We start from the raw sequence: 18,485 nt of genomic DNA on the forward strand, positions 1-18,485 counted from the left end.
CGTCACGCGCTCAGGCTATCGTCGCCTTCCGCGCCCCGTTCATGGGTGGGGAAACTCTCGTGGAGGTCGGCGCGATGAATCCATTGGATTGGTCAGGTCCGCAGTTCCTCAGGGTGTACGTCGCGATGTTCGTGGTGGCCGTGGTCACGGGCATCGCGCTTCGCCGCCTGCTGCGGGGCCCCGGCGGACGGACGGGACGCGAGCACCAGGCGCTCGACCCGTACGACGTCGCGCTGTTGTCGGGTCCGAAGGAAGTCGTCCACACCGCCCTCGCCCGGCTCCTGCACGAGGGCGTGATTCGCATGGACGGCACGAACATCGAGCTCACCGGAAAGCGTCCCACCCTCCGCTCGCCCGTCGAGCGCGCCACCTACGGCGCGGTCTCGGGTCAGTCCCTGCGCCTCGCGGAGCTGCATGCCCGAGCAGAGCCCGCCATCGAGCAGCTCAAGGAGCCGCTCATCCAACAGGGCTTGCTGGTCGACGCCCCTCGGGCACGACTCGCCCGGTGGCTGCCTCCGCTCCTCGGCGTCGTGCTGCTGGTGGTGGGGCTGGCCAAGATCCTCGTGGGCCTGTCGCGCGACAAGCCCGTGGGCATCCTGTTCCTGTTCAGCATCTTCAGCTTCATCGCCGTCTACCTGTTCTCCCGGAAGACCTGGCGCACCCGCCTGGGTGATGAGGTCCTGTGGGTCCTGCGGACGGAGCAACAGGCCCTGCGACTCACCGCGCGCAGCGCGAAGTCTCCCGAGGTGATGAACAGCCACGACCTGGCGCTCGCGGTGGCCCTCTTCGGTCTCGGGGTGGTCCCCCTGACCGACTTCGAGCTGTTGCGCCGGCAGATCGCCCCCGAGGTCTCCAGCGGAGGAGACTCCAGCTCCAGCAGCGGCGGCTGTGGTGGAGGGAGCAGCGGCTGCGCGGGCGGCAGCAGCGACAGCGGCGGGAGCTGCAGCAGCAGTAGCAGCTGTGGGAGCAGCGGCTGCGGCGGTTGTGGCGGAGGTGGTGATTGAGCGGGGTCTCGCTCCAGGGCGTGGGCATCGGCTGGCGACGGGAGCTGGCGCTGTTCATCGACCGGATGCCTTCCCCCGGCTTCGTGGAGGTCCTCGCCGAGCACCTTCCTCCCACGGGCCCCATCCCCGTGCCGCTGGTGCAGCTTCGCAAGCGCGGTGTCCCCCTGGTGTTGCATTCCGTCTCCCTGGGCCTCGGCGCCGCGGAGCCGCTGTCCTCCGAGCGGCTGTCCTGGCTCGCGCGACTGGCGGAGCGGCTGGGCGCGGTCTGCATCAGCGAGCACCTGGCCTTTGTCCGCGCGGGAGGCATTGAGGCTGGCCATCTGCTGCCAATCCCTCGCACCACGGATGCGCTGGAGGTGTTGGCGGAGAATGTATCGCGAGCCCAAGCCGCGCTGCCCGTCCCGCTCGCGCTGGAGAACGTGGCCTCGCTGTTCGAGTGGCCCGACGCGGCCTTCACCGAAGCGGAGTTCCTGCGCGAGGTGCTCGCGCGAACCAGCGCCTCCCTGCTGCTCGATGTCGCGAACCTCCACGCCCACGCGCTCAACCACGGCACGGACGCGGACGCGGTCCTGGCATCGGTGCCTCGTGAGCGACTGGCCTATGTGCATGTGGCCGGTGGCGTCCAACACGGCGGCCTGTATCACGACACCCACGCGCACCCCGTGCCCACGGGGCCGCTGTCCCTGCTGGAGCGATTGGCGCGGAGGCTCGGCCCGGTGCCGGTGATGCTCGAACGGGATGACCGCTTCCCCTCCGAGACGGAGCTGTCCGCGGAGCTCGCGGAGATGTCCCTCGCGATGAAGCGCGGTGTCACACGCGAGCGCGCGGAGGCTCACGGATGAGCGCGCGTGAGCGGCTGGCCCAGGCCCAGGGGGAGCTGGTGCGAGCGCTCGGCGTGGGAGGCCCCGTTCCCGCGGGCTTCGATACAGCGCGCGTCCAGGCCGCCGCCCAAGCCTTGATTCACAAGCGACGCCGAGCCGTGGAGAACACCTGGCCCCAGCTCGCCTCGGCCCTGGGCCCTGACTTCGCGCGCCACTTCGATTCCTGGGCCCGCGCCCATCCCATGTCCGTGGAGCCAGACCCACGCGCCGAGGGGCGACGCTTCGCTGAAACACTCCGAGGACCCGGTCTCCTCCCCGCATCGGTTTCCGGGGTCCTGCTCGACTTCGATGCACGGTGGAACTGGATAGCTACAGGAGAAGCGGTGCGGCGCCGCGGATTCGCGCTCGTCATCCGGCGAGACACCTTCACCCGGCGATGGCAAGTGGCCCTGAGGCTCCCCGGCGGGCGAGTGATGCGGTGGGTCTGACCGCACATCTCCGATGAGGGCATGATTCCAGGTCCCATCTCGATTACCGTTATCGCTTCTCTTCGAGCCGAGGGGGCGCATGCTCGTCGTGCCATCCATCCTGGATGCGGTCACCGTTCACGCGGAGGGGGCGCTGTGTACACGCGTCGCCACCCTGCAACTGGTGGAGGGCCGCGTTCCAACCGAAGTCCAGCTCAACGGTCTTCCCCTGTCACTGCGTGCCGGAACACTCCGAGCCAGCGTGAGACAAGGACCACCCGGTCTCACCGTCCGCGCCATCCGCCCGACCTACGACGTCCAGCTTCCACCTGAAGTCGACGTGCCCAGCGAGCATCAAGCGCTGGAGGCGGCCCGCGCGCGGGTCTCGGATGTGACAACGCGGCTGGCGGGACTGCAGCGCGAGCTCCAAGCCATTGGCGCGCTCAAGCCCACGTTCGCTCCGAAGAACAAGGACCACTACCAGCCGCACGAGGCACCGCTGGCCGCGATGCTGTCGCTGACGTCCTTCGTGGACGCGGAGCTGGCCGCCTTGCACTCGCGACGTCTGGGGTTGGAGCGAGACCTGCGCGACGCGGAGGCCGACGTACAACTGCGGCGACAGCGCTTGCACGAAGCCTCCAGTGCCGTGCGCGGTGAGCGAGCCCGCGTGTATCGCGCCGCCGTGCTCACGTTGTCCGGCACCCCCTGGCCTCGCGAGACACCCGCGCTCATCGCCCTGGAGTACGCCGTACCGGGCGCGCGCTGGGTCCCCACGTATGACCTGCACCTGCCCAAGACGCTGGAAGAAGGAACGATGCGCATGCGCGCGTCCATCATCCAGCGCACGGGCGAGGACTGGTCCGGCGTGAAGCTGGCCGTGTCCACCGCCGCGCTGGACCGAAGGGCCGAGGTCCCCGAGCTCAAGGCCCTGCGCATCGGACGTCGGCAACCCGCACCGCCTCGCTCCGGTTGGCGCGAGCCGCCTCCGGGACTGGATGAGCTCTTCGCGGGCTACGACTCCTTCCGTCCCGCGCCCGCGTCCGCATTCAAGAACCAGCCCCTCAACGGCCCCGGCGCCGCTCCGTACCAGGCCGCCATCGGCGGCGTGCTCCCGCAGGAAGGCGCGGCGGCCCCGGACATGACGGCTCAGCTCGAGGAGGCCACTTCCGGCGGCGCGCCTCAGGCGAAGAAGAAGTCACGGCCTCATCGGGACGTCGACATGGCGGGGGCCCCGGCACCCGCGATGGCCGCGCCCGGAGGACCCGCCTCCGCGTCTGCCTCCCGGTCCGCGCCACGTCCCCCGTCGGCGCCCATGGCCTCGAAGCCCTCGCAGAACCTGGCCCGCATGGAGCCAGAGGACATGCCCGCACGCAGCCGCGCGCGCGGCTTCCGAGGAGGAGCCCCCTCCCCGAAGCAGTACGAGGGCATGGACGACGATGACATGGCCAAGGAGAGCCTGTCCCTCGACGAGCCCATGATGGCGGACCTCGCCCCGGAGCCCGAGTCGGAGGATGGCTTCGGGGGCTCGGCCGAGAAGCCGGGCGCCACGTCGCGTCTGGACCCCGCCGACCAGTGGCTGGACTACGAGCGGCTGTCCCTGGGCCCCGCGGATGGCGAGTCCTCCGCGCGCGGCCGGCTCCACCCTCGCCCCAGTCACGTCACGCGCGAGGTGATGGCCCTGTCGGCCATCCAGGTCCAGGTCAACGTCGTCTCCTTCGTGGCCGTGTGTGAGCGGGAGGTGGCCAGCCTCTGGCGTGTCCCCGCCCCCGCTTGGACCGTTCCCCCGCGCGAGTCGGCGATGCACTTCGATGCGCGGTTCGACGTGGAGACCCGCGCGGACGTGCCCTCCGATGGGACGTGGCACACGCTGCCTGTCCTCTCCGTCCCCGTGGGATTGTCGCCCGAGTACGTCTGCGTGCCCTCCGTGGAGCCCCGCGCGTTCCGCACGGTGCGCGTGGAGAACCGGACGCCCTACCCGCTCCTCGCGGGCCCGGTGGATGTCACGCTCGGCGACGAGTTCCTGATGACGTCACCGCTGCCCACCATGCCTCCAGGCTCGACGCAGCGCCTGGGCTTGGGCGTCGAGGAGTCCATCAAGGTCGCGCGCAACACGCGCTTCGACGAAGCCTCCGGCGGCATCTTCGGCGGCGCGACGATGCTCACGCACCAGGTCTCGGTGGAGCTGGCCAACCGGCTCACCAATCGAATCCTCATCGAGGTGTGCGAGCGCGTGCCCGCGGTGCCCTCGAACTTCGAGAAGGACATCAAGGTGGAGGAGACGGAGGTGGCGCCGCATTGGCAGAAACGCACGCCCTTGCCAGGGGAAGTCCCCGTGGAGGGAGAGCGCGCGTGGCGCGTGGTGCTCCAGCCCGGTGAAGCCCAGACGCTCAAGGCCACATGGACCGTGAAGATTCCCGCCAGCAAGATGCTGGGCGGCGGAAACAGGAGGACCTGATGAGCACGCCCTTCACCCTGCCGGTGGTCAAGGTCACCCTCCTGGAAGACCGCGCCCTCGTCGAGCGCCGAGGCGAGGTTCCCTTGGTTCCGGGCGCCCAGCGACTGGTCGTCTCCGGGCTGTCGCCCCTGGCCGTGGACCGCTCGCTCCAAGCGAAGCTCGCCGGAGGCACCGTGTCCCAGGCCCGCGTGCGCCGCGCGCGCAAGCCCCAGCCGCCCGAGGCCCTGCGCGAGCACACCACCCGACTGGACCAGCGCGTGGCGGACCTGGAGCAGGAGGAACGCCAGCGCAGCTCGGACGTGAGTCGGCTGACGGCTCGCCAGGACCTGCTGACGACCGCGCACGCGGATGTCTACCGCGCCATCTCCGAGCAGGCCGGCGGAGGCATGTCGCGCGCCGAGACGTGGAAGCAACAGCTCGACTCCGTGCGCCAGGAGCTGGAGGCCGCGGGCGAGGCCCTGCGGCAGGCACAGCGCGAGCACCTCCGCGTGCAGCACCAGCTGGAGGAGGCACGTCGCGCACGCGCCGGGACGCAGCAGGAGGAGGCACGGCTCGACGTCCAGGCGGAGCTGGAGGTGGGGCACCCCGCGGGTGGCACCGCGCTCTTGTCCGTCACGTATCTGGTGCCCTGCGCGGCCTGGCGCCCCGCGTATCGCGCGACGCTGGAGTCGTCGTCCGAGGGGACGAACACGACGGTGCGGCTGGAGTGCGAGGCGGTGGTGTGGCAGCGCACGGAGGAGGAGTGGAAGGACGTGGAGCTGGCGTTCTCCACCGCGCGTCCCACGCTGGGCGCGGCGCCGCCTCGGCTGGAGACGGACTGGCTCTTCCTGCGCGACAAGACAGACCGGGAGAAGCAGGTCGTCGAAGTGGCGGTGCGCGAGGAGGTCATCCAGACGGCGGGCGAAGGCGGTGCGGCGAAGCGCGACGAGGGACTGCCCGGAATGGATGACGGCGGTGAGGCCCTGACGCTCGCGGCGCCTCATCGGGCCACGGTTCCCTCCGATGGCGAGCCGCATCGCGTCCCCCTGTTCCACTTCACCGCGCCCGCGGCCTCCGAGCTGCTCGTGTGTCCGGAGCTGTCACCGCTGGTCCATCGGGTGGCGCGCTTCGACAACGTGAGTCCGGCGGTGCTGCTCGCGGGCCCGGTGGACCTGGTGCGGCAGAGTGGCTACGTCGGCCGCTCGCAGCTTCGCTTCACCGGGAAGGGCGAGCGCGTGCGGCTGGGCTTCGGGAGTGAGGACTCGCTGCGGGTGGCTCGGCAGACGGACCTCCAGGAGGACGTGAGCCGGCTGACGGGGCGCAAGGTGAAGACGCACCACGTGCGGATGTTCGTCTCCAACATGGGGCCGAAGCCCGCGGCGGTGGCGCTCGAGGAGCGGCTTCCTGTCTCCGAGGTGGAGTCCGTGGAGGTGGTGCTCCAGAAGGAAGCCACACGGCCCGCGCCCACGCGAGTGAGCACGGAGGGCATCGCGCGCTTCGAGCTGACCGCGCCTCCGCGCTCCCAGCAGGAGCTGACGCTGGTCTACACGGTGACCAGCTCGTCGAAGGTCGCGGGGCTGTAGGGCGTCCTGGCCTGGGTCTCGCCCGTGAGGTTCCTCCGGGCGGGACTCGGCCTTCAGTGCTGGACGACGGCCACGTAGTTCCCGTAGCGCGTCTGGATTTCGGAGACGTACTTCACGGGCTCGGAGCCTCGGCAGTAGCCGTGCCGGGCGCGGCGGTAGTAGTGCGGTTTCTCGAGGAGGAGCATGGCCTTCTCGACGTGGCCGAACCAGCGGTTGGGGTCCAGGCCCTGCTCCTGCGCCAGGCGCCGCGCATCCAGCACGTGGCCGAGCCCCGCGTTGTACGAGGCCAGGGCGAAGCGCAGCCGCTGCTTGAAGGGAATCTCCGGGGCGATGCGGCCGATGAGCTGGTGCATGTACTTCACGCCCGCGTGGATGCCTTGCTCGGGGTCCTCGAGCTTCCGGAAGCCCAGCTCCGTGCCCGTGTTCGGCATGACCTGGAAGAGGCCCTGTGCGCCCACCCAGCTCCTCGCGCGCGGGTCGAAGCGGCTCTCCTGGAACATCTGCGCGACCATCAGCCGCCAGTCCAGGCCGTAGCGCGCGGAGTAGGAGCGGACGAGTCCGTCATAGGGCGAGATGGTGCCCGCGAGGACCGCCTCCTCCGTGGTCGCGGGGGCCTCCTCACGTCGCCCCTCGAAGTAGCGGCGGCGGGCCAGGTTGTACTCGGTGCCGCGATAGGTCTTCTTCACGAAGCCGTTGAGGAACGCACGCAGCTTCGGGCTCTGCTGGCGCACGGCGAAGGCGATGCCGTAGTGCCCCTCCTTGCCCGCGGGGGTGCCTTGACCGGGCACGGTCAACGCGACCTCCACGTCATCGCGATAGACGAGCTCCGCGGCGAGGATGTGGCTGTCCGTCACGGTGAAGGGAATCTCTCCGCGGGCCACCCGCTCGATGAGCGTCTCGGCGTCCTGGTCCTCGGGCTCCTCGACGAGGACGAAGCCGTGCCCAGGAGCCAGGGCGCTCAAGGTGGCGAAGTGGCTGGAGGAGCGGCGGACGTGAATCGCGCGGCCCTTCAGGTCCGCGAGGGTGGTGGGCTTCTCTGCGCCCGCGCGCTGCACGAGGACCTCGTCCACGAAGAGGTACGGGCTCGAGAAGGCGACCTCGCGCTGACGCTCCAGGGTGACGGTGAGCGCGGCGGCGACCATGTCTCCCCTGCCCTCCTTCAACCAGGAGAGGAGCGCCTCATAGGAAGGCGGGACGAGGATCTCGAGCCGCACCTTGAGAGCGTCCGCCACCAGCTTCGCCATCGTGTAGTCGAAGCCGGCCTGTCCTCCTCGGTGGAGGTAGTAGGTGACGGGGCTGTTGCGCGTGAGGACTCTCAGCACGCCGCGCTTGCGGATGCCGTCGAGGTCTCCGGTGAACAGTTGTTGGTGATGCTCGGTGAGGGCCCGCTCGATGAGGAAGGCATCCAGGGCACCGCGCAGCGCGGGGTTGTCCAGCCGCACGCCCCACGCGAGGGCGCGCTTCTCCGCGATGGTGAAGAGGGCCTCGACGTTCGGGTTGTAGGTCTCGATGGCGGCGAGCAGGTGGCTGTCCACGACGGTGAGCGGGAGCTCGCCTTGGGTGACCTTCCAGGCCAGCTCCTCGGAGTCGAGGCTCTCGGCCACGGGCTCGACGACGAGTCCCCGAGCCTTGTCCTTGGCGAGGGTCGCGAGGGATGCGGCGAAAGTGGAGCTGGCGCGCACATGGACCGTGCGGCCCGCGAGCTCCTCGGGCTTGCGAGGCAAACCGGAGGCGCCTCGCTTGCCGACGAGCACTTCGCTGACGAGCGCGAGCGGTCGGGTGAACGCGAGCTCCTTGGCGCGCTCGGGGGTGACGGTGAGGTCCGCGGCGATGACGTCGCCTCGGCCTTCACGCAGCATCGGGATGAGCTGGTCGAAGCGCTCGACGGGGATGAACTCGGCGGTCAGCCCGTGCTTCTCGGCGAAGCGCTCCAGGATGGCCCGGTCCTGCGAACGAGGCATGCCCTGGCGTGGCAGGGAGCGCTCATCGATGGTCTCCACGAGGACTCGCAACACGCCGCGCGTGCGAAGCGCGGGGAGGTCTCCGGTGAAGGGAGGCTCGGGCGGCTTCGCGGGGATGGCGTTCGCTTGCGCGTCTTCGGCGGGGAGCGGCAGGGCCTGTTCGGGGAACGGTGGGTCTTCCGGCTCGACGGCGGCCACGACGGGAGGTGCCGGCGGAGGAGCGGGCGGGTCCTGCTTGCAGGCGGTGACACTCACGAGCAGCGCGACGACGAACAGCCAGCGGGAACAGCACTCCATGGGTACTTCCCCCTCGGGTGGGGCGACTCCGACGTGGCGACTTCGCCCCCGCGCCTCCTCTACCCGAGTTGCCCGGATGAAATCACGCGTCGCTCTCCTGAGGCGGTGGCACCCACGACGCGTCACCGCTCGCGCTGGTAGAAAGCGGGGATGGAATGGGCGCTTTCCCGTGAAAGCAACGAAGACATCGACAGCCAGCGATGGGAACACTGGCGCGCTGTCTCATCTCGGCTGAAGGCGGGCCAGGACCCGGATGAGGGCCTTGGCTACTTCGCCCGCTGCTGCTGCTCCAGTTCCACACGGAGGCGATCTTCCTGAGCGCGGAGCTCGGGGGTGAACTCCTCGCCGAAGTCGGACGCCTCGAACACCGGGCGGATCTCGAGGACACCCTCCTCGCCGGGCATCGGGTTCGGGCAGCGACGCGCCCACTCGAGGGCCTCGTCCATGTTGCGCACCTGCCAGAGCCAGTAGCCGGCGATCAGCTCCTTGGTCTCGGTGAACGGGCCGTCGACCACACTCGGCTTCTTCCCGTCTCCGAAGACGACCCGCTTGCCCTTGCTGCTGGGGTGGAGGCCCTCGCCCGCGAGCATGATGCCCGCCTTCACCAGCTCCTCGTTGTACTTCCCCATCGCCGCCAGCATCTCCTCCTTCGGCATGACGCCCTTCTCGGAGTTGGGGCTCGCCTTCACGATGACCATCACGCGCATGTTCGTCTCCTCGTTCAGTGGCGGGGAGGTTCCCGCCCTTCAAACTGGCAACGAATATCCAAGCGGCAGATCGACATGACCTCTATTTTCTTTTCGAAACCCTTGTGATTCCAGTGAGTTGCATGACCACCCTCGAGAAATGGGATGGGGAGCCGCTGGCGAAAGGCCACTGCCCGCAGAAGCGGCCTTACTTCGCACCAACAGAAGTGAAACTTGACTACAAGAACAATCCACCATCCGGGATTGTCGTGAAATCGATCAAAACCCTATGTGAGCGCCCCCCCTCGCCCATGCCGGGCCCTGGGTCACCCTAGGACAGCATCTTCATGAAGAGAGCCAGAGCGAGTCTGCTCCTCCTGCTCACCTGCCTCGCTTGCGGAACACCGCAGGCAGAGCCCCCTCCCCCGCATGAGGAGCACACCACCTCGCAGGCCATGGAGCCGGGAGACTACTGGGCCGCCCACGCAGCCCGCTTCCAGCAGACCGAGCTGCAGCGCGACATCCCCATTCAGCGCTTCCAGCGGCTGGGCGCCCACAATGCCCATGTCAGCAACGCCTACTCCCATGCGGGACGCTGGTACACCCGCATCAATCAACACCGCTATGTCTACAACCAGCTCGCCATGGGCATGCGGGCGCTCTACGTGGACGTCTGGGATCACGGCTGCTTCTACGACAAGGATGAGCCGAACGACCCCTACGGCAACGAGCAGGCCAAGGGGCTGTGCTTCAGCCATGGCGCCGAGCCTTTCTCGACGCCGGTCAACGGAATCCTCGGAGAGATCTCCACGTGGCTTCGTGAGCCGCAGAACCAGAACGAAGTCATCCTGATCGGCATCGAAGACAACGAAGTCACCTCCGACGACTCGCGGAAGCGGCTCGTCAACCTCCTGCGCCACTTCCTCGACCAGTCCTATCCCAACGTCCCGGGAGACACGCGCGGCAGCCTCATCTTTACCCCGCAGGACCTGCGGACCTACTTCTCGAACCCCTGGCCCATGGGCCCGGGGACACGGGCCGCCGGCCCCTACCATCCCAACCGCTGGCCGACGAACGAAGAGCTGGCCAGGATGGGCAAGCGCGTCATCATCTCCGTGAAGGACCGCTTCAACTACGCAAGCCTTCCCGATGGCAACGGTGCCACCCTCAAGGACTGGGTGTTCTCCGAGAGCTCCGGGCACTACCAGGGTGGCTCGGCTGAGCCGGACGTGTGGACGAACGCCCCTGGTTATCCCGCGAACGCCGCCAAGAAGTTCACGGGGTATCCCTCGTGCGGGTCGAGCGACCTCTCAGGCGCACTGGGCCTGTACTGGACGGAGTTCTCCGAGCTGCGCATCTGCGACCACAACGTCTATTGCAGCCTCCCCTACAGCGCCTTCTCGGACTACCTGAACTACGACACAGCGACGAAATGTGGCTTCAGCATCTCGATGGACCAGGTCGAGACGAACCTCAAGTACGCACCCTTCGACGACTACTTCAGCGCCATGCGGTCCGCCATCTGGTCCTTCGGAGAGGATGAGCCGAACAGCAAGGTAGGCGACGAGGACTGCGCGGAGTTCAAAGGCAGCACAGGTCAATGGAATGACCTCGATTGCTCCACACACCGAAAGCGCGCATGTCGGAAGGTGGGGGCGACGTGTGACGCCTCTTATTGTCCTTCGGACTTCTGGACGGTGACGTCTCTCGCCTATCCGTGGGCTCCCCAGTACAACCTCTGCCCGGATGGCTATGACTTCCTTCCGCCCCAGAACGGCTTCGAGAACCAGAAGCTGTACGACCGGCTGGGTGGCGTCGAGAGCGCGTGGATCAACTTCTCGGACCGACTGGCGGAGGGCAAATGGCAGTACGAGGGCTTCCAGTGGTGGTCCGAAGGTGAGCCCAACAACTACGGCAACACCGAACACTGCGCGGTGTGGCAGGGGTTGGATGGCCTCAACGACATCGCCTGCTCGATGACCCGGGCCTATGCGTGCCTCAAGATTGGCACGACGCGGGAAACCTACGCGGCGCTCCCCAATCCCTGGATCATCACCGACGCTACGGGCCCCTGGAACACGCCGCAGTGTCCCGCGGGCTACGAGTTTGCTCCGCCCCGCAATGCGTCGACCGGCTACCGGCTCCAGGAGCTCTCATACCTCTCCGGGAAGAACGCCTGGGTCAACCTGACGGACCAGTTCGAAGAGGGCCGCTGGGAAGAAGCCCCCTATCAACCCTGGGCGGCGGGTGAACCCAACAACGAGTTCGGCAACGAGCACTGCGTGCGGACCTACGCGAACGGCACTTGGAACGACGAGCCCTGCGGCTTCTCCATCAAGCATGCGTGCCGCTGCACCAGCCAGAGCTGCACGCTGAATGACTGGAAGCTGTCGGACACGGCGGGCGCCTGGAACAAGAGCACCTGCGGCGACGGTTGGACATTCTCGGCGCCCAGGAACTCCGCCGAGAACGAGGCCCTCAAGCAGAAGCTCCAGAACACGTCGGTCTGGGTCAACCTCACGGACCAGGCCCGCGAGGGACGTTGGGTGCACTGGGGCGGCGCGCCCGTCCCGTACACGCGCTGGGCGTCGACCGAGCCGAACAACTACAACGGCGTCGAGCACTGCGCGCTGATGACGGCGAACGGGACCTGGTACGACTCGAACTGCGCCGAGAGCTACGCGCATGCATGCCGGAAGTTCGGCGCGAGTTGCTCGGCGACGTCGTGCCCCGCGGACTACTGGGCGCTCGGCGGAGCGGGCAACTTCGACAATCCGCAGTGCCCCTCGGGCTACATCTACAGCACCCCCAAGTCGGACCTGGAGAACGCCGCACTCCTGACCAAGACCCAAGGTCAGTTCACGTGGCTGAAGCTCATCGACCGGGGCCACGAAGGACACTGGACCACCTGGGACTGATGCAACCTGGGTGAGCCTGGGCCGGTGGTTCAGCCGAACCACCGGCCGGAGTCCGGCGCGAAGATGCGGACCCGCTCCAGGAGCGAGGCGGGGAGGCGCTCTCGAATCATCGCATGCACCTCCTCGGGCCCCACGGACTGGCTGAAGTGCATGAGCACCAACGCCTCGTTGCGGAAGCGGTCGGCGTGGGCGATGAGCTCGTCGAGGTGGAGGTGCGCGCGGTCTCGCGCGTCCTGCACGGAGCGCTTGGGGTCGACGAAGGTGCATTCGATGACGAGGACGCGGGAGTCGAAGAGCATGGGCTCCGTCTCCAGCACACGCGCGAGCGTGTCCGTCGCGTACGCCAGCTCCAGGTGGTCCACCTCCGTGAAGAGGTCCTCGCCCGCCTTGCGGCGCTGCGCGATCTCCTGCGGGGGCATGCCCAGGTGCTCGGGACGCAGCTTGGTGACGCGCCGGAGGAACTGGTAGCCGAGCGACGGCACCGGGTGGTGCGTGCGGAACGCGCGGACGTGGAGGCCCTGGCCGAGTGGCTGGACGTCCCCTGGGAGCATGGGGACGGTCCGCGCCTCCATCGGGGTGTGGTGGAGCCGGGAGAGCACCTCCAGGGCCTCGCGAACGGTGGGCTCGATCTCCGCGGGAAGGAAGAGCTGCGGAGCCCCCTTCCCCAGCAACCGGCGGATGCCCAGCAGCGCGCCGAGCGCACTCGCGTGGTCGGGGTGCGCATGGCTGAGGAAGATGCGCTCCGTGCCCGCGAAGGAGCGGATGGGGACGCCCACGTCGAGCACCACGTCCAGCTCCGGCACCTGGAGGGAGGTGTAGACACCGCCGACGGAGATGCCTCGAACGGTGTAGGGACCCGCCTGGACTTCGGTGAGCGTCATCCTCGCGGTTATGACGCGTCTGCCCCCTCCACCGCAATGCTCGGTTCGACAGGCGCAAAACCATCGTCACGCGATCAGCAGCGCACGCCTACCTCTCGGACTGGATGTGGCCGCGAGCGGCGGATAGGGCACGAGTCGCCAGATCGGCGGCGTCAAATCGCAGTGTTTCCTCGAGCAGTACGGAGCGTCCCTTCCTTCCTGGTACTGAGACGCCAAAGACAATCTCCCCGGTCTCCTTGCTGCGCCAGAATCCCATCCAGAAAAGTGGAACGTCCTGCTCGCCGAGCCAGAAACAGTAACCGTAATAGGGCTCCGAAGACTTCCGCGCGAATGACCAAGCATTGCTGGCTCGATACGCAGTCTCCGTTTCCGCACTTTCTCTCAGGTGCGAATGAACCGTACTGAGGAACCGATACATCCTCGGCCAACGTCCCTCAATCGCACCTGCAATGAACCCGGCGAACTCCTCCTCCAGCACGTCTGCTGGCAGCGCCTCCTGGCGCCAGTCGAAGCTGGTGGTGACCTGCTCCAACAAAAGCTTCAGATTCACCTCCGTCGCCCTTTCGGCAACCTCGGCCCAGGTGACGACGGGCATTCCCACCGGTAGCTCTCGCCCATCTGGACGCAGCAGCACGACCAGATCAATCCTGCGCTCCTTGAGCGCCTCTTCCTGTCGCACAGTAAAGCCAGCAAGAATCTTCAGCTCGAGATAGGCCTTTGACTGAGCCCAAGCAACACAGAGGTCTGCACGCCACTTGGAGGACGTTTGCTCCTCCTCTGTCACCGATGGGACCTCTTCAAAACCAGGGCATTGCCTCCATTTGAGTCGTTCGAGCAACAACTTGCGAACACACGGCTCTGTCGTGATCGCCCGCATGAGCAACCCCTGAGCGAGCCACTCAGGGCGGTGACGCGCCATCGACTCGAAGAGGCTCTGCATTTTGGTTCCTCCTGATCGACACTACACACACCGTTCGGATGCCGCGGTTCACGTGTCGAAGCGGAACACCGTCGCGGCGCACGAAGCCCGCGTCCCGAAGCGCTGACAGAACTCCGTCAGCGCCGTGTACGGCGCCGTCGGCAGGACCTCTCGAAACTCCAGGTGCTTCACGAGGCAGTAGAGCGAGACTTCCAGGAAGCTCACCTCACGCCCGGCGGGGAGCACGTTGAGTGCCGACGCCGCGTTCTCATCCAGCCAGCCCAGCATGTTCCCCAGGCTCAGGCGCATCTTGTCCTGGTGAGCACCGTTCTCAGTCCCACCGCTCACTCGCGACATGATCAACGTCACTTCCGTCGCCATCGACTGGAGCACCAGCTCCTGCGCATTCGCGCTCACCGGCTCCGTGAGGTCCTCGGGCCAGCTCACATCCGGCTTGTGACTCGACTGCCGCCAGAGCTCGCGCGAGACATTGAGCGCCCCAAACCAAGACCCGCTCGGCGTCTTCAGCACGGGGATCTTGAGCGCGGGGTTGCCGCCGTAGTCCTCCGGCTTCGGAGACATCATGTCTCGCAGGATGTGGAAGTCGTATTCGACGCGCGACTCCTCCGCGAAGATGCGCGCGATGCGCGTGAAGTGTGAACTCGAACGGCCGATGATGACGGGCTTCATGTCGCCTCCCAGGACAAGTCCAGCAACCTTCAATCCGCCTTCTTCGGAAGCCCCAGCGCGGCCCTGACCTCGGCCGTTCCTCGCCCGGCCCAGTGCCGACGGTGGTTCTCCCCTGTCACGAAGCTGCGCGTCTCCATCCGGTCCACGTAGAGCGTCCCGTCCAGGTGGTCCAGCTCGTGCTGGAGGATGCGCGCATACCAACCTCGCGCGTGAATCGTCACCGGCCTCCCCTGCTCGTCCAGCGCATCCACCCGAACCCCTCGCGCCCTCGCCACCAGCGCCGCGAACCCCGAGACACTCAGGCACCCCTCGTAGAACTCCGCGGGCGCCGGGTCCTCCACCGTCAGCTTCGGATTGATGAGCACATGGAACGGAACCGGCGTCCGCTCGCGATCCGCCAGGTCCGCGGGCGCCACTCCCGCCTGGTACTCCGAGCGGTCCTCAATCACCACCAACCGCAACCCCACGCCCACCTGCGGCGCCGCGAGGCCCACCCCGGGCGCATCGCGCATCGTGTCGCGCATCAGCACGATGAGCCTTTGAATCTCGGGACTCCCCATCTCCTCCGGCGTCAGGTCTCGCGCCTTCTGCCGCAGCACCGGCTCTCCCGCCTGGACGATTTTGAGCACCATCCCGCGAGCGTAGCAGGCCCATCGAGGCATCCTCCAGCATCACTCGAGGCCCACCGCCACAGTCGACGAAGCGTCAGGCAGCACACGCTCCTCCGCCCCGGGGAGACTTCACCTCCCGCCCCGTGCCAACCTTGCCCCCGCGGGCTCGCATGTCGACTCGGAGATACTGATACACTTCAGTGACAATATTGGACGACACCGTTCCCACGGAGCTTGCAGGTCGCGATGCGGCGGTCTCGACGTCTCGGGTGGGCCGCCCTGGCCTCGCTCGCCATTCACGCGGTGCTCCTCGTGCTCCTCGCGAACACGGAGCCCTCGTTACGCCCACCGCCCCATCCTCCCGACTCGAAGCCCGCCCCCTTGTTCGTGGAAGTCATCCACGCGCCCCCCAAAGTCCCCTCGGCGCCCGTCGTCGAAGAGGCCCCGAAGCCCGAGCCCCCCGCTCGCGACCGAGGCACCCCAGCGAAGAAACCTCGCACGGTGGTGACCCCTCCTGCCATCGCGCCCGCCGTCCCGCCCCCGGACCGGAGCGACACACCTCGCGCGGCCGCGCCCCCTGCCTCCCTCCCGAAGCCGCTCGCGCCCGGAGGGCTCTCACTCCCCTCGGGTCTTCCCTTCCAGAGCGGACGCACCCTCCGGCCTGGAGACCCCGGCCCCTCCCGAGAGGCGCTCATCGCCGAGGAGCGCGAGCGTGTCCGAGGCCGCGTCCAGGGGCTCATCGACGACCAGCAGGCGGCCCTCCGCGTGACGAACGGGTTGATCGACCCGTACTTCACCGAGGTCCGCAAGGCGCTCGAGAAGGGGTTCGAAAATGCGCCGGTGTTCCCAGGCAACCCGTTGGAGAAACAGATCGCCACGTCCTGGGCTGCTCAGGCGGGGAAGTTCGGAGCCTCCGGCTCACCAGGCGGTCCCGTCCCCAAGGCCACCACCGCGTCCGAGCAGCTCAAGGCCCTGGAGGGGCGACTGGGCCGGAACACGCTGGAGCACCTGCGCAGCCGCGTCCAGGCGGGCTCGGAGCTGCATCAGCTCGCCGAAGGCAGCGGTGGGAAGCTCGTCGTCACCCTCGAGCTGCTCCAGGCCCCGGATGGCACCTTGCGCGAAGCAAAGCTCGTGTCGGTGAGCGGCATCCCCGCCTACGACACCTTCGTGCTCAACGCCGTACCGAGCGCGCTCGCGAAGCTTCCCCCACCTCGAGACGGCGCGCGCGGCATCAAACCCGAGGGCATCCACACCCTCTGGTCCGTGGAAGGACGCGTCGTCTACTACCGCAAGGTCAAGGACCTGAAGGGCCGGAGCGCCCTGTACCTCGGCGCCGCGATGGCAGCGGGCGTCCTGGCCGGCCGCTTCGAGGAGACCACGGGCGAAATCGAGGTCATCGACTTCACCAACCCCCGGTTCCTCTGCCAATCCAAGCTGCTGCGGGTCTACTGAGCCCCAGGAGGCACGGGCCCCCATTGGCCTCGCTCGTGTCGGGGCGCTAGGCTGCCACGCCATGGCTCGTCGCAAGAAGGCCGATGAGATGGCCGCTCGCGTCCGCAATCTGCTGGCGATGGATGCCGCCAGCATCATGCGCCGGCTGGAGTCCCGGCGTGACGAGATGTTCAACCTCTTCTCGCGCCTGCGCAGCCGCGAGCCGCTCCTGGAGACCATCGCCTCGCGCTACGCGGACGGTGCCTTCGAGCACCTCCTCCACCTGCCCGAGCAGGAGCAGGCCGTGGTGGACCGCTACTACGGCACCCTGGACGAGATGCGCTGGTACTTCACGTACACCGAGGACATGCCCGGCACCGCGCACCTGAACTTCACCAAGCTGCACAAGCGGCTGGAGGAGGCGTATCGCGTGCTGGTGGTGACGCTCGGCCCTCCTGTCTCCGCGGATGGCGCCCGCGTCGTGGACGCGGAGGTCCTGCGCCGAGAGGACACACCTCCTCCCGAGGACAAGACGCTGGCCCGCGCGGCACTCCCACGTCAGCGGCGCGCCGCTCCGGGCTGAGGGCCCTGGGCGGCACGCACCACCCCCGTCAGGCTCCGTGTGCCTGGAGCCCGTTGGATGCGGCGGGAGATTCCGCGTCGACGGCGCGCGGCGCGAGCTTCCGCATGGAGCGCTTGCCCACCACCACGTCCACCATCTTCCGGACGCGCGTCCAGACGCTCTCCTGCACGTAGGGGATGCCGTACTTCTCGCAGAGGGCGCGGACCTTCGGCTGCACCTCGCGGTACTTGAGCATCGAGAGGTCCGGCCAGATGTGGTGCTCGATCTGATAGTTCAGCCACAGGTGCGCGAAGTCGTTCAGGTCGCCACCGGTCCGGTAGTTCGCGCTGCCGATGACCTGCTGCACGTAGCGCTCGCCCTTGTTCGCCGGGGACGTATCGAAGCGATACAGGTCCTCGCCCGTGTGGTTGGGGCCCACCACGAGGAACGTGTGGAGGCTGGTGAGCACGTCCGCCATCACCGAGTTGCAGAACGCGCTGAAGGCCGCCCACGGCCCGATGAGGAGGAACAGCGCGGGGAAGAGCACGAACTGCACGAGGGAGTACGGCAGGTAGCACTGGAGCAGGAGCTCCTTCCACTCGGCGCCCGTGAGCGCGCCACCGTCGCGGCGTCCCTTGCGGCGCAGGGCGCTCAGCGTCTCGGGCGCGTAGTACGAGGCACGCCAGGTGAGCGCCAGCAGGCCGAGCTGGAGATAGCGCAGCGCGAGCGGCCTGTCGGGGTTGCGCAGCGTGCCTTCCGCGTTGCGCTCCAGGAGGTCGGGGTCCGCGTCTTCCCCCGTGAAGGAGTGGTGCAGGACGTTGTGCTCGTAGACCCACGCATCGGGCAGCATCCAGTCGAGCCAGTCGAGGTAGCGCCGCGTGCCCTTCGCGAAGCCCTTGCCCGTCCGGGACGCGGGGACGCCGGGGACGCGGTCATAGCCACGGTGCCCCACGTGGTGCATCAGGAGCCACCGCGTCGAGCGCCCCACGCTGAGCGCCACGGCGCTGAACGGATTCGGCGCAATCCAGCAGGTGGCCATGCCCAGCAGCGTCCCGATGCGCCCCCAGCGCTCAATCTTGCGCAGGTGCTTCAGGTCCGCCTCGCCCACGTTGGCGTCCAGCTCCGCGCGCAGCGCCTTCAGCTCCCGATGGAAGCCCTCCACGTCCACGGAGGCGATGTTGAAGGTGGGGGGCACGGGGGACGACATGCGTGAAGCTCCT

The 18,485-nt window shown here is 68.0% G+C and carries 15 protein-coding genes; 8 read left to right on the top strand and 7 right to left on the bottom strand.

Annotation, left to right across the window (positions count from 1 at the left end):
* The first annotated feature begins 74 nt into the window (after positions 1–74).
* The 5 genes from MYSTI_RS22440 to MYSTI_RS22460 all read left to right on the top strand — a co-directional run bounded on the left by MYSTI_RS22440 (position 75) and on the right by MYSTI_RS22460 (position 6,309).
* Positions 75–1,004, top strand: coding sequence for a TIGR04222 domain-containing membrane protein (locus MYSTI_RS22440; protein ID WP_015350080.1), 930 nt, complete (start codon positions 75–77; stop codon positions 1,002–1,004).
* Complete coding sequence (locus MYSTI_RS22445; protein ID WP_015350081.1) at positions 1,001–1,846, top strand: MbnB/TglH/ChrH family RiPP precursor modification enzyme; 846 nt, start codon at positions 1,001–1,003, stop codon at positions 1,844–1,846. Before MYSTI_RS22440 ends, MYSTI_RS22445 begins: the two co-directional genes overlap by 4 nt.
* Positions 1,843–2,313: an SCO6045 C-terminal-like domain-containing protein gene (locus tag MYSTI_RS45840; protein WP_015350082.1), complete on the top strand. Its 471-nt coding sequence runs from the start codon at positions 1,843–1,845 to the stop codon at positions 2,311–2,313. The genes MYSTI_RS22445 and MYSTI_RS45840 overlap by 4 nt, the downstream gene beginning before the upstream one ends.
* A 79-nt stretch (positions 2,314–2,392) precedes the next feature.
* Positions 2,393–4,747: a DUF4139 domain-containing protein gene (locus MYSTI_RS22455; RefSeq protein WP_015350083.1), complete on the top strand. Its 2,355-nt coding sequence runs from the start codon at positions 2,393–2,395 to the stop codon at positions 4,745–4,747.
* A complete protein-coding gene (locus tag MYSTI_RS22460; RefSeq protein ID WP_015350084.1) occupies positions 4,747–6,309 on the top strand; it encodes a mucoidy inhibitor MuiA family protein in 1,563 nt (520 codons plus the stop codon). The genes MYSTI_RS22455 and MYSTI_RS22460 overlap by 1 nt, the downstream gene beginning before the upstream one ends.
* A 53-nt stretch (positions 6,310–6,362) precedes the next feature.
* Here MYSTI_RS22460 and MYSTI_RS22465 read toward each other — a convergent pair whose 3' ends face one another.
* Together MYSTI_RS22465 and MYSTI_RS22470 are read right to left on the bottom strand one after the other, a co-directional pair.
* Positions 6,363–8,567: an MltF family protein gene (locus MYSTI_RS22465; protein WP_015350085.1), complete on the bottom strand. Its 2,205-nt coding sequence runs from the start codon at positions 8,565–8,567 to the stop codon at positions 6,363–6,365.
* 266 nt (positions 8,568–8,833) lie between these two features.
* Positions 8,834–9,274: a YciI family protein gene (locus tag MYSTI_RS22470; RefSeq protein ID WP_015350086.1), complete on the bottom strand. Its 441-nt coding sequence runs from the start codon at positions 9,272–9,274 to the stop codon at positions 8,834–8,836.
* A gap of 326 nt (positions 9,275–9,600) precedes the next feature.
* On the opposite strand from MYSTI_RS22470, the gene MYSTI_RS40920 reads away from it, so the two are divergent.
* Complete coding sequence (locus MYSTI_RS40920) at positions 9,601–12,171, top strand: lectin-like protein (RefSeq protein WP_015350087.1); 2,571 nt, start codon at positions 9,601–9,603, stop codon at positions 12,169–12,171.
* 29 nt (positions 12,172–12,200) lie between these two features.
* Here the strand turns inward: MYSTI_RS40920 and MYSTI_RS22480 are convergent, their stop codons facing one another.
* The 4 genes from MYSTI_RS22480 to def form a co-directional block, all read right to left on the bottom strand.
* Positions 12,201–13,052 carry an MBL fold metallo-hydrolase gene (locus MYSTI_RS22480; RefSeq protein ID WP_015350088.1) on the bottom strand — a complete coding sequence of 284 codons (852 nt, stop codon included), beginning with the start codon at positions 13,050–13,052 and terminating at the stop codon, positions 12,201–12,203.
* 88 nt (positions 13,053–13,140) lie between these two features.
* Entirely contained in the window at positions 13,141–13,992 is an 852-nt protein-coding gene (locus MYSTI_RS22485; protein ID WP_015350089.1) for a hypothetical protein, read from the bottom strand.
* Between the two features lie 48 nt (positions 13,993–14,040).
* A complete protein-coding gene (locus MYSTI_RS22490; RefSeq protein ID WP_015350090.1) occupies positions 14,041–14,661 on the bottom strand; it encodes a glutathione S-transferase N-terminal domain-containing protein in 621 nt (206 codons plus the stop codon).
* A 29-nt stretch (positions 14,662–14,690) separates the two neighbouring features.
* Positions 14,691–15,293 carry a peptide deformylase gene (gene def, locus MYSTI_RS22495; protein ID WP_015350091.1) on the bottom strand — a complete coding sequence of 201 codons (603 nt, stop codon included), beginning with the start codon at positions 15,291–15,293 and terminating at the stop codon, positions 14,691–14,693.
* Between the two features lie 225 nt (positions 15,294–15,518).
* On the opposite strand from def, the gene MYSTI_RS41400 reads away from it, so the two are divergent.
* Positions 15,519–16,724, top strand: coding sequence for a TonB C-terminal domain-containing protein (locus MYSTI_RS41400; protein WP_015350092.1), 1,206 nt, complete (start codon positions 15,519–15,521; stop codon positions 16,722–16,724).
* Positions 16,725–16,785: 61 nt separating this feature from the next.
* Positions 16,786–17,286: a hypothetical protein gene (locus MYSTI_RS22505; RefSeq protein WP_044281157.1), complete on the top strand. Its 501-nt coding sequence runs from the start codon at positions 16,786–16,788 to the stop codon at positions 17,284–17,286.
* Between the two features lie 28 nt (positions 17,287–17,314).
* On the opposite strand, the gene MYSTI_RS22510 is transcribed toward MYSTI_RS22505, so the two are convergent.
* The gene (locus tag MYSTI_RS22510; protein ID WP_015350094.1) at positions 17,315–18,472 is read right to left on the bottom strand and encodes a fatty acid desaturase family protein; all 1,158 of its coding nucleotides are present in this window, start codon (positions 18,470–18,472) and stop codon (positions 17,315–17,317) included.
* Between the last annotated feature and the right edge of the window lie 13 nt (positions 18,473–18,485).

Source organism: Myxococcus stipitatus DSM 14675, from assembly GCF_000331735.1.
Classification (GTDB): domain Bacteria; phylum Myxococcota; class Myxococcia; order Myxococcales; family Myxococcaceae; genus Myxococcus; species Myxococcus stipitatus.